This window comes from Tardiphaga sp. P9-11 (assembly GCF_008329525.1).
Taxonomy (GTDB): domain Bacteria; phylum Pseudomonadota; class Alphaproteobacteria; order Rhizobiales; family Xanthobacteraceae; genus Tardiphaga.
The window spans coordinates 885,319-896,875 of record NZ_NPKQ01000001.1 but is presented as its reverse complement, the minus strand read 5'-3'; the positions used below and the strand labels follow the sequence as shown (position 1 = coordinate 896,875).

Here is an 11,557-nt window from a genome sequence, read left to right as displayed (position 1 = left end):
TCCTTACGCTTTGGCGACCTCAATTTTAGAGGCCCACCAAAATACGAAGCATACTTCGTATTTTACAAAAGCAAAGTCCGTGCCATAAACATTGCGATGCGGTAGTTTTTGAGCGCGCTCGCACCATACGAGCAGCAGCCGACACAAGGAGAGACTGCGTTGCCCCAGGCGAAGCCGCGCCGTGACAAGCCCGTCCACAAGCCCTGGCCGCTGGCCCAGCGACCGGGATTTTTGATCCGGCGGTTGCACCAGATCCATGTCGCTCTATTCCAGGAGGCGTGCAGCGCTTTCGAAATGACCCCACTGCAATACAGTCTACTGTCGGCACTCGCGGCGCGCGGAACAGCCGATCAGACCACCTTAGCCGCTGATATTGCTCTGGATCGCACGACAACAACCGGCGCGCTGAAACGGCTCGAAGTCCGCAAACTGGTCGAGCGCCCGGTCAGCGATGACGACCGCCGCGCCCGCATCTGCCGGCTGACACCTGCCGGCGTCGCATTGCTGGACAAGATCGAAGCCGGCGCCCGCGAGGCGCATAAGGCAACGCTGGGCAACCTCACCAAGGCGGAACAGACAGCGTTTATCGCCATGATGCAGCGCATTGTCGCAACGAACAGCAGCCGCGATGGATCGGCCGATTTGGCGGAATAAGGCCGGCTTCCTCAGATTAGAACGACTATAAATTAATCAGTCTGACCGCGCGGCAGGCAGCAACCGTTTCAAGATCGCGACATCAAGCGTTCATCCGGCGGCGCGATCTCGGTGACGAGATCGCGGATCAGCGCCTTCTTCGGCAGCGGTGCCAGCGTCGTCATGCCCTCTTTAAGCCGAACCGTGCAGGCGTAATCGACCTTGCCATCGATCAGCATCATACATTCCTTGCACGCATTCGCATTGATGCAGGAGAAGCGAAACGCCAGCGAGGGATCCATGCTCCGGCGAATGGCGCGCAACCCATCGAGGATCGACTGGCCGTGTTCAAAGGGGATGTCGAACGCGTCGTGACGCGGCGCTTCGCCGAGCGCACCGCGCTGAATGCTGAGTGTCGCTTTCATGCGGCAGCCTTTCCGGTTGTGGGCATCACTTTGCGCAGAGTTATGTCGCCGTCCGACACAGTAACGATCTGGTTGACGCTCCAGGCTTCATCGAGACCAAGATGATCGTCGCGCTGATGCGCACCGCGGCTTTCGGTGCGTGCGAGTGCCGGTACGGCTACGGATTGCGCGACGGCGAGCATGTTGCGGAGATCGAGCCAGTCGGCCAGCACGGGATCGAAGGCTTTGGCAGACGCAAATGGTGTATTGCCGATATCGGCCTTCAACTGCGCAATGGCTGATATGGCCGAACGCAATTTCACATCGGTCCGGAACGGGCCGACATCATCGGCCATCACGGCCTGCAACTTCACGATAATCGCAGCGGGATTTGGTGCATCGCGCTTGCTGGCGCTACGCAGTAGATCGAGCGTCGGCTGCGCCGCATCGGCAGTCCACATCGACGCGCCCTGCTTCGCGCGCTCCGCAGCGCTGCGTCCGGCCCGCGCGCCGAACACAAAGGCTTCGGTGATTGCATTGCCCGACAACCGGTTCGCCCCATTGGCGCCGCCGACCGCTTCGCCGCAAGCATAGAGCCCGGGCACGCCGGTCTGCATCATCTCGTCCACGCGAATGCCGCCCATATGATAATGCGCGATCGGCGCAACCTCGACAGGACGCTGCGCCAGATCGATGCCGTTTTCGGCGAGACGATCCACCACCGGGCCGAACGCCTTGCGTATCTCGGCCTCCGGCACATGCTGGAAACTGAGATAAGCGCCGCCGGCGGGACTTCCCCGACCGGCCTCGACTTCCTTGGTGATCGCATAGGTCGCGAGATCGCGCGTGAGCTTGTAAGTGCCATCGCTACGCGCGTCCTTGGTGGCGTAATCCATCTCGAATTCGCGCATTTCGGAGTTGAGCAGCTTGCCACCGAGCTTGTAGCGAAACGGATCCCACATGATCGGATCCATGCCGACGAGGCGCGGCGCGAGATGGCCGATCGGGAAGAACTGCACGAATTCCATGTCGATCAGATCGGCACCGGCGCGCAATGCCAGCGCATAACCATCGCCGCCCATATTCGACGAGGCGCTGTTGCGGCGATAAAGTCCCGTGAGACCGCCGGTCGCGATGATCACCGCCTTTGCAGCCAATGTCACCGTCTGCCCGGTCGGCAGATGCAACGCGGTTGCGCCGCAGGCCTCGCCGTCGCGCAATGCGATATCGACGATACTGAGATCGCCGATGCGGCGAATGCCGCTCGCATTGTTCAACTGCGTGCGTAGCGTCTTCGATACTGCAGGACCCGTGGACAGAAAATCCACATAAGCGCAGCGCGGGCGGTCATGGCCCGGCGCTTGTGCCTGTTTGATATGGCCGTCTTCGCGCGCCCAGCCGACCTTCCACGCATCCATCTCGCGCAATCGCTGCGGACCATCTTCGCAGAGCAATGCCGCGAGACGCTCGTCGCAGAGCCCGCGGCCTGCAGCGAGCGTATCGGCGAAATGATGCTCCCAGTGATCTGGCGTCTGCTCGCCCAAGGCGGCGGCTACCGTCATCTGCGCCATCACGGTGGCACCGCCGCGCCCGATCAGGCTGCGGTCGGCGAGAATGACCGAAGCGCCGCCCTTCGCCGCTTCCAGCGCGGCATACATGCCGGCGCCACCGGCGCCGACCACGAGGACGTCGGATTCGAGATGGATGGGAACCGAGATAACGGGAGGGGATGATGTCATGGTCAGGCGAGTGTCTCTTCAAACAATAGCGTTGTCAGCAACCATCACCGTGCCAGAACCATGCCACGCTTTGCCTTTCGTCAAATCTCCGTGCGCAGGATCGCCCGCGCCAGCGTCTGCGCACGTGGAACAATACTTTCGATATCCAGCCACTCCAGGTCGGTATGGACATTGCCGCCGACGGGGCCGAGGCCGCAGAGCGTCGGCGTGCCGACGCTGGCGGTGAAACCTGAATCCGCACAGCCGCCGGCAAATTCACCGGTCAGGGTAGCAAGGCCGGAATCCACTGCTGCGGCTTGATATACATCGAACATCGCCTTGGCGGCTGCGTCCTGCACCAATGGCAGGAATTCGCCGTTGATATGCAGCTTCGCCGTCGTGCCCGGCACGGTCGATGTCGCGATGATCTTTTCGATCGCGTCCATGACGGTCGCGCGGTCGGCCGGCTCGATATAGCGGAAATCGATCTCGCCTTCGGCATGGGGCGCCGTGGTGTTGACCGACTGGCCACCCGAGACCAGGCCGACATTCAGCGTGATGCCCTTGTCCATATCGGTCAGCGCATGGATCTGCACGATCTTGTGCGCGAGTTCGCCGATGGCGCTGATGCCGACGGAGAAATTATTGCCGGAATGCGCGGCCTTGCCAAAGACTTCGAAGCGCATGAAGACGCCACCCTTGCGGCCCGTCGTGATATTGCCGGTCGGACGGCCAGGTTCGGAATTGTAGACAGCGCGAGCGGCACGCCCCTCGCGCTCGATAATCGGCCGCGACGAGCGCGATGCAATCTCCTCGTCGCCGGTGATCAACAGCTTGATCGGGCACGGCGCTGCATCGAACTTCTTCAGCGCCGCGGCTACGAACACGTTGATGACGACGCCGGCCTTCATATCGGCGACACCCGGGCCATGGGCAAGATTGCCTTTGATGGTGAAGGGCCGCTTGGCGACTTCGCCCTTGGGAAACACTGTATCGCGATGACCCATCAGCAGGACCGGCTTTTCATTACTGCCGGGCTTGCCGATCAGCCCATGAACCGCATCGCCATAGACATCATGCGGCTCTCGCCAGGTCTCGATGCCATATTCAGCGAAGTGCTGCTCAAAGCGGGCGCCGACGGCATCGACGCCTTCCTTGTCGAAGGAGCCGGAATCGATATTCACGACGTCGCGCAGGAGATCGATCATCGGCTGCTTCTGTGACGCCAGCCATTCGATGATCTGGGCTTCGGTATTTTTTGACATGCATCGTCCTTCGCTCATTCTTGGGGCGCTTACGTTGCGCATTCTTACTTCGCCATCGCCACGGCAGGTGCGGCACTGTCCTGCTTGCGCATCATCATCCGCGCAATAGCTTCACCGATCACCACCGCGGTGAAGTGGGTGTTGGCGCGACAGTCGGCCGGCATGATCGCAGCATCGGCCACCCGCAGGCCTGCAATACCCTTCACCGTGCCATCCGGATTGACGACGCCGTCAGTCATATCGAAGCCCGTCATGCGGCAAGTGCCCGAGGCGTGCTGGATGTCGCCGGTGTCACGGCGCAGCAGAGCCTCCAGCTCATGCAACGGCAGCGCTGCCGCCTGCGGCAGTGTGAGGTCCGTATCGGTAAGGCGAATCCAGTCGGCTATACCGGCAAGCGCCGGCTGCGTGGTGATTACAGCAAGTCGCTTCACCGCGTCGACCATACGCGCCATGTCGCGTGGATCCGACAGCATGTTCTCTTCAACGATCGGATCGATCGTCGCATCGGGTGACGCGAGCTTCAGTGTGCCGCGAGAATAAGCGCGATACAGCCCCGCGCCGATCGCGCCGGGGTTGCCAATACCGCGATGATTGAAGGCGATCAGGATCATGTCGCGCCGACCATCGTCGAGGCCGGACGAATAGGTGACGCAGCAATTGGTATGACGCGTATCCTTGTCCTTCGGTTCAACGTCGTCATGCAGCTTGATGGTGGTGCGGAACAGCGGATGATCGAAGAAGTTCTGGCCGACGGGCAGGTCGCGTTGAACGGCAATACCCATCGCCTTTAGCTCAGCCGCGGGGCCGACGCCCGAGCGTAGCAGGATCGCCGGGCTGTGGATCGAGCCGCCGCACAACACGATCTCGCGCGCGCTGATTTCCTGCGTGCCCTGGCCCCCAAAGTGCACGATCACACCGGTGGCCTGACCATCCTTGATCACAACGCGATCGACCAGCGCATGACCGCGGATCTCGAGATTGGTGCGGCCGCGCGCCGGCTCAAGATAGGCTTCATTGGTCGAAATACGCCGCAGATCGCGGCTGTTGATCGGATAGCAGGCGACGCCTTCGCCATCCGGACCATTGACGTCGTCGCACCACGCATAGCCTGACGCCAATGCGGCATCGCGCAGACCCTTGTCGATCGGGCCCCATGTCTCCGGCGGCGCACGATAGACCGGCAGCGGCCCACCGCGGCCATGGCCGGGCCTGTCGCCGAGGTCAAGATCATCCTCAATCACCGAGAACAGCGGCATGATCTCCTTGGCCGACCAGCCGGTGCAGCCCATCGACGCCCACTCGTCGAATGCATCCGCAACGCCGCGGATCGCGATCTGTCCGTTCATCATGGAGGAGCCACCGAGGCCCTTGCCGCGCCAGTAGAAGCGCTGGTCCTGCCCCGCGACGCGGCGCGAATGCAGTTGTGGCCACTGCCACTTCTCCTGGAATTCGCGTTGGTGAATGATCGGGATCGGATTCGGCGTGGTGACTTCCCACGGCGCGTCGGCCGCGCGCCAGTCGAGACCGGCTTCGAGCAGCAGCACGCGGGTGGCCGGATTTTCGGAGAGTCTGGCAGCCACCGCAGCGCCGGCAGATCCACCACCGACGACGATCACATCATACATAGTGCTTCATTTCTCTCTGCTGGGGCGTATCGCGCCGGTCTTGACCGGGCGAAGACGTGCAAAATCCGTTCCCGGCAGTATGCGCCGGGCGCACAGCAGACGCCAGCCGGCCCACTGCAGGGGCAACACGCGGCAAAGGCATGACGATAAAGTTGTAACGGCGAGAAAATAAACGGCGAACGGTTCAGACGGGGTCGCCGGGCTTCTTCGTCGGGGAATCATCATCGAGGATGGCGCGCCATCCTGCGCCTTCCAGATCCTCATACTGCCCGCTTTTCAGCGACCACAAGAAGGCCCAGAGGCCAAGCAGCCCGAGCGCGAGTGCCAGCGGCACGAGGATGATGAGGGACTGCATGTCCGGGCCTATTTCAGCACGAGTCGGTTCTTCGACAGGAACATCCGTTCCCCACCCGCCTCACCGTCAAGCACCAGATCCCAGAGACCCGGCGCAAGTTCGGTGACCTTGCCGCGATAGATTGCGTCGCCCATGTCGACCAGCTCAACCGACCGGTCGGCACGACGATCCGCCGGCCGCTCCAGCCGCCCGGTGAAACTCAGTCCCGTGATCGGATTGCCGTTGCGATCCTGCGCTTGGACGCGGACGGTGGCATCGCCTGCAGCGTCGCGCTCGACATGCGCGCTGACCTTCCATCCGCGACTGCTCTGCCCTCGAGCAGCCGCGATCTCGTTCCCGTAAGCGAGACTGGCCGCATAAGGGCTGTCGACTTCGACGCCCGGCAGCGTCTCCAGCGCAAATTTCATCATGATGACGTTCACGGCGATGATCATGCCGAAAAACAGGATCAGGCAGATCAGAACGAACCGGCCGGTGATGGGACGAGCTCCGACAACAGCACTATTCATGCGGTTCTCCTTCACGGTGCAACGAAATGATCGGTGGCCGATGCCACGTCGCCATGGGCGGCATCGCTGACGCGCATCACCAGCGGGATCGACCTGTCGGGATTGCTTGCGGCGGGTGCCGTCACCAGCACGCGCAGCTCCGTGGTCTGGTCGCGGCCCAGCACGATCTCCGGCCGGTCCGTTGACACCGCATCGTTGCCCACCACATGGATAGTGGCATTCACCGGGCCGCTGACATCGAGCATGACCACACGCCCGGTGCCGCGCTTGTTCAGCAAGCGTACCGTATAGGCATTGCGGATCGAACCGTCGCTCAGACGTACGGCGACCGGATTGCGATCATGCAGCACATTGATATCGAGCAGCGAACGGGTCAGCAGCGCATAGAGCATGACGAGACCGACGACGGCGATGAGGCCGGCATACACGATTGTGCGCGGCCGGATGATACGCGTGATCTCGGCCTTGCCCGCCTTGCGTCTGGCAATGTTGATGTCAGTGTCATAGCCGATCAGCCGCGTCGGACGATCGATCTTGCTCATCACGGTATCGCAGGCGTCGATGCACAGTCCGCACTGGATGCAATCCAGTTGCGGCCCATTGCGAATGTCGATACCGGTCGGGCAGACGGCCACGCATTGGAAGCAATCAATGCAATCGCCGGCGGGCTGGCCGAGCGCACGCAACTCATTGGCCTTCTTCAGTGACGTACGCTGCTCGCCGCGATCAGCCCTGTAGGTGACATTGAGCGCCCACTCATCCGTCAGCGCCGCCTGGATGCGCGGCCACGGGCACATATAGAGACAAACCTGCTCACGCATCCAGCCCGCGAGCGTGTAGGTCGTCGCAGTCAGGATCGCGATCCAGATATAAGCCAGCGCGGGCGCCTGGAACGTCACGAGTTGCGTCACCAGCGTCGGCGCGTCGTTGAAATAGAGTACCCAGGCGCCGCCGGTCCACCACGCGATCAGAAGCCAGATGGAGTGCTTCATCGTCAGTTCGACGATACGCTGCAGCGTAAGACCCTCGGCCTCCTTCTTCATCCGTTCACGCCGATCACCTTCGATTAGGCGCTCGACGGCGAAAAACAAATCGGTCCAGACCGTCTGGGGACAGAGATAGCCGCACCAGACACGACCGCCGACGGCATTCATCAGGAATAGGGTCAGCGCGGCCAGAATCAGCAGGCCTGTGAAGAAATAGACCTCCTGCGGCCACAGCTCGATGATGAAGAAATAGAACCGGCTGTTCGGGAGATCGACCAGAACCGCCTGATCGGGCGCACCTAGGCCGCGATTCCAGCGCACGAACGGCAGCAAATAATAGATGCCGAGGCAGACCGCCATCAGCCCCCATTTGATGCGGCGGAACGTGCCGGAAACCTTCTGCGGATAGACCTTCTTCTGCGCCGCATAAAGCGGGCCGTAGTCGAATTCCTCTGGCGCGACAGGCTTGTTCATGGAGTCACTCTCGTCTCTGGAATGACCCTAGACTTCGCCGGTGCGCTGCAATTGATGTACGTCAAAGGCATCGCGGATTCGCCCCCGCGCGACTATGACTTATTGTCCACCCCCCAGTGAATGCACATAGACCGTCAGCGCCTTGATGGTTGCCGGATCGAGGCGTCCGATCCAGGCTGGCATCACGCCGTTGCGGCCATTGCTGATGGTCTCGACGATCGTCGCCTCGTCCGACCCGTAAAGCCAGATGTTGTCAGTCAGGTTCGGGGCGCCCATCTCCGGATTGCCCTTGCCGGCATCGCCGTGGCACGAGGCACAGTTGTCGGCGAACAGCTTATGGCCGGCATTGGCGTCATAACCCTTTGCCGCCGGCAGGCCTGATAGCGACCGCACATAGTTGGCAACGGTCTCGATCTCCGGCTTCTTCAACATGCCATCGCGGCCGAAGGCGAGCATCGCTCCCTCATGGGTCTCAGCATGGCCGGACCGCGCGCCGAACTGGATCGTCTTCTCGATCTGCTCAAGCGTACCACCCCACAGCCAGTCGTCATCGTTCAGGTTGGGAAAGCCCTTGGCTCCGGCCGCACCAGTGCCGTGGCACGGCGCGCAGTTGTCGCCGAACACGACGCGGCCCCTGGCACGCGCCAGCGCCAGCAACGCCGGATCCTTCTCGATGTCGGCAAGTGGCGCAGCGCCCAGCGCCGCCATCTTGCCCCCACGGATCTTTTCGAGATTGGCGAGACCGACGGCAACATCCGCGCGTGACGAGTAACCCGCGATGCCCTTGCTGTAGCCCCAGATCATCGGCCAGGTCGGATACACGACCCAATAACCGATCGCCCAGATAATGGTGAGATAGAAGGTCATCACCCACCAGCGCGGCAGCGGCGTGTTGAGCTCCTTGATGCCATCCCAGGAATGACCTGTGGTGGTCTTGCCGGTGGGCTTGTCGACTTCGACTTGATGATCGCTCATGATCTGATCAATCCTCTCGCAACGGCTGACGCGATGCCGCGTCAAACATCGCCTTGTTGCGGGGCCACAATGCGTAAGTCAGAATTGCGATAAAGATTCCGACGAACACCGGCGTCCAGAATGTGAGGACGAGGTTCGACGCGAAGTTCTCGACGGTCAGGATTGCGCGCATACTTCCATCTCCTCAGCGGAGGTTTGCTTTTTCGTTGTAGAGCTTGAAGTCGACGAGGGTGCCCAGCATCTGCAAATAGGCGACCAGTGCATCCATCTCGGTGGGCATGCCGGGCTGGCCATCGAAGTTGCGCGCTACCGACTTCGGGTAGCGCTTGAGCAGGGCATCGGTGTCGCCATTGTCCGGATCGGCCTGGGTCTTCAGGTCGGCCACCGCATTGGCGATCTGCTCGTCCGTATAGGGCACGCCAACAGCGCGATTGGTGCGCAGATGATCGGCGATATTCTGGGTGCTGACGGACGCCTCGGCTAGGAACTTGTAGGACGGCATCACCGATTGCGGCACGATGGAGCGTGGATTGCTCAAATGCGTGACGTGCCACTCGTCGGAATATTTGGCACCGACACGGGCGAGATCCGGGCCGGTGCGCTTCGAGCCCCACTGGAACGGATGGTCATACATGCTCTCCGCCGCCAGCGAGTAATGTCCGTAGCGCTCGACCTCGTCGCGCAGCGGCCGCACCATCTGCGAATGACAGAGATAGCACCCCTCACGCACATAGACGTTGCGTCCCGCCAGTTCGAGCGGCGTGTAAGGCCGCATGCCGTCGACAGCCTCGATGGTGCTCTTGAGATAAAACAGCGGCGCGATCTCAACGATGCCGCCGATGGCGATGACGAGAGTGATCCCCACGATCAGGACGATCGAATTCTTCTCGAAGATTTGGTGCCGGCTCCAGAAAGACATGATTGATCCTCACTCAGCCGGCTGCAACGTGGCGCCGGGGGTCGACAGTGCGCCCTCTTCGGCTTCACCGACGCGCACGGTCATCCACAAATTCCAGGCCATGATCAGCGCGCCGATCAAGAACAATCCGCCACCAGCTGCGCGGATGATGTAGAATGGATGCATCGCCTCGACGCTTTCGATGAAGGAATATTCAAGGAAGCCCAGCGATGTGTAGGCGCGCCACATCAGGCCTTGCAGGATGCCCGACACCCACATCGCCGAGATGTAGAGAACGATGCCCAGCGTCGCGATCCAGAAGTGCCACTCGACGAGCTTCAGGCTGTAGAGCCCTTTGCGATTCCACAGCCACGGCACCAGGCAGTACAGCGCGCCGAAGGACACGAAGCCGACCCAGCCGAGCGCACCGGAATGCACATGGCCGATGGTCCAGTCGGTGTAATGGCTGAGCGAGTTGACCACCTTGATCGACATCAGCGGACCTTCGAAGGTCGCCATACCGTAGAACGCCACCGACACCACCAGCATGCGCAGCACAGGATCGGTGCGCAGCTTGTCCCACGCGCCGGACAGAGTCATCAGGCCGTTGATCATGCCGCCCCAGGAGGGCATCCACAGCATGATCGAGAAGGTCATGCCGAGCGTCTGCGTCCAGTCGGGCAATGCCGAGTAGTGCAGATGATGCGGGCCAGCCCAGATGTAGAGGAAGATGATCGCCCAGAAATGCACGATAGACAGGCGATAGGAATAGACCGGCCGCTCGGCGCGCTTCGGGATGAAGTAATACATGATGGCGAGGAAGCCCGCGGTGAGGAAGAAGCCCACCGCGTTGTGGCCATACCACCACTGGAACATCGCATCCTGCACGCCTCCCCAGGCGACATAGGACTTGGAGCCGAAGACCGAGACGGGCAGCGCCGGGTTGTTGCCGAGATGCAGCACCGCAATGGTGACAATGAAAGCGAGATAGAACCAGTTGGCGACGAAGATGTGCGGTTCCTTGCGCTTGACCAGCGTCATCAGGAACACCAGCAGATAGGTCACCCACACGATGGTCAGCCAGAGATCGGCATACCATTCCGGTTCGGCATATTCCTTGGACTGCGTAACACCCAGCAGATAACCGGTACCGGCAATGACGATGAAGAAATTATAGCCGAGCACCACGAACCACGGCGACAAATCGCCGGCGAGACGAGCACGACAAGTCTTTTGCACCACGAAGAATGATGTCGCGATCAGCCCATTGCCGCCGAAGGCGAACACGACAGCCGACGTATGCAGCGGTCGCAAGCGACCGAAACTAGTCCAGGGCAGGTTGAAATTCAGATCCGGCCAAGCGAGTTGCATGGCGATCAGCAGGCCCACCGTGAAGCCGGCGATGCCCCAGAACACAGACGCCGCCGCGGCGAATTTGATCGGACCGAAATTGTAATTCGGGCGCCCGCCGATCTCCTGCGGCGGCAGATCGCCGCGCCCGAAATAGCGATTGAGGATGACAAAGATGGAAGCGAGGCTCGCGAAACCCGCCAGCGTCACATGAAAGGCGTAGGCTGTATCCTCTGCCTTGGCTGCGGCGATGATGGAGAGAAACACAGTTGCCGCGAGGATCATGGTCAGACCGGCCTCGCCGATCGTCATCCACTTCACGCTGTCAGTCTGCTTCGTCATGATGATTCTTCCCCGAACACGCC

Annotated in this window: 13 protein-coding genes; 1 reads left to right on the top strand and 12 read right to left on the bottom strand. The window is 61.3% G+C overall.

The genetic code is table 11. From position 1 onward, the window contains the following. Nucleotides 1-3 precede the first annotated feature (3 nt). The gene (locus CIW50_RS28930) at nt 4-258 is read right to left on the bottom strand and encodes a hypothetical protein (protein WP_172980176.1); all 255 of its coding nucleotides are present in this window, start codon (nt 256-258) and stop codon (nt 4-6) included. A gap of 36 nt (nt 259-294) precedes the next feature. On the opposite strand from CIW50_RS28930, the gene CIW50_RS04145 reads away from it, so the two are divergent. Further along, on the top strand, nt 295-654 hold the full coding sequence (locus CIW50_RS04145) for a MarR family winged helix-turn-helix transcriptional regulator (protein ID WP_349636734.1): 360 nt from the start codon (nt 295-297) through the stop codon (nt 652-654). A gap of 68 nt (nt 655-722) precedes the next feature. On the opposite strand, the gene CIW50_RS04140 is transcribed toward CIW50_RS04145, so the two are convergent. From CIW50_RS04140 to ccoN, 11 genes are all read right to left on the bottom strand, one after another. Then, complete coding sequence (locus CIW50_RS04140; RefSeq protein ID WP_149529963.1) at nt 723-1,058, bottom strand: 2Fe-2S iron-sulfur cluster-binding protein; 336 nt, start codon at nt 1,056-1,058, stop codon at nt 723-725. Further along, nucleotides 1,055-2,776 (bottom strand): FAD-binding protein, encoded by a 1,722-nt coding sequence (locus CIW50_RS04135; protein WP_149529962.1) that lies wholly within the window; start codon nt 2,774-2,776, stop codon nt 1,055-1,057. Before CIW50_RS04135 ends, CIW50_RS04140 begins: the two co-directional genes overlap by 4 nt. A gap of 80 nt (nt 2,777-2,856) precedes the next feature. Continuing rightward, on the bottom strand, nt 2,857-4,020 hold the full coding sequence (locus CIW50_RS04130; protein ID WP_246664131.1) for a M20 family metallopeptidase: 1,164 nt from the start codon (nt 4,018-4,020) through the stop codon (nt 2,857-2,859). 44 nt (nt 4,021-4,064) lie between these two features. Then, nucleotides 4,065-5,645 carry a GMC family oxidoreductase gene (locus CIW50_RS04125; protein WP_149529961.1) on the bottom strand — a complete coding sequence of 527 codons (1,581 nt, stop codon included), beginning with the start codon at nt 5,643-5,645 and terminating at the stop codon, nt 4,065-4,067. Nucleotides 5,646-5,829: 184 nt separating this feature from the next. Beyond that, nucleotides 5,830-6,000, bottom strand: a complete 171-nt coding sequence (ccoS, locus tag CIW50_RS04120) for a cbb3-type cytochrome oxidase assembly protein CcoS (protein ID WP_149529960.1) — start codon at nt 5,998-6,000, stop codon at nt 5,830-5,832. Nucleotides 6,001-6,008: 8 nt separating this feature from the next. Next, a complete protein-coding gene (locus CIW50_RS04115; RefSeq protein WP_149529959.1) occupies nt 6,009-6,509 on the bottom strand; it encodes a FixH family protein in 501 nt (166 codons plus the stop codon). Nucleotides 6,510-6,520: 11 nt separating this feature from the next. Then, nucleotides 6,521-7,969, bottom strand: coding sequence for a cytochrome c oxidase accessory protein CcoG (ccoG, locus tag CIW50_RS04110; protein ID WP_149529958.1), 1,449 nt, complete (start codon nt 7,967-7,969; stop codon nt 6,521-6,523). 99 nt (nt 7,970-8,068) lie between these two features. Beyond that, complete coding sequence (gene ccoP / locus CIW50_RS04105) at nt 8,069-8,944, bottom strand: cytochrome-c oxidase, cbb3-type subunit III (RefSeq protein WP_149529957.1); 876 nt, start codon at nt 8,942-8,944, stop codon at nt 8,069-8,071. Nucleotides 8,945-8,951: 7 nt separating this feature from the next. Further along, the gene (locus CIW50_RS04100) at nt 8,952-9,116 is read right to left on the bottom strand and encodes a cbb3-type cytochrome oxidase subunit 3 (RefSeq protein ID WP_149529956.1); all 165 of its coding nucleotides are present in this window, start codon (nt 9,114-9,116) and stop codon (nt 8,952-8,954) included. A gap of 12 nt (nt 9,117-9,128) precedes the next feature. Next, nucleotides 9,129-9,863 carry a cytochrome-c oxidase, cbb3-type subunit II gene (gene ccoO, locus CIW50_RS04095; protein ID WP_149529955.1) on the bottom strand — a complete coding sequence of 245 codons (735 nt, stop codon included), beginning with the start codon at nt 9,861-9,863 and terminating at the stop codon, nt 9,129-9,131. Between the two features lie 9 nt (nt 9,864-9,872). After that, nucleotides 9,873-11,504, bottom strand: a complete 1,632-nt coding sequence (gene ccoN / locus CIW50_RS04090) for a cytochrome-c oxidase, cbb3-type subunit I (RefSeq protein WP_149530407.1) — start codon at nt 11,502-11,504, stop codon at nt 9,873-9,875. Between the last annotated feature and the right edge of the window lie 53 nt (nt 11,505-11,557).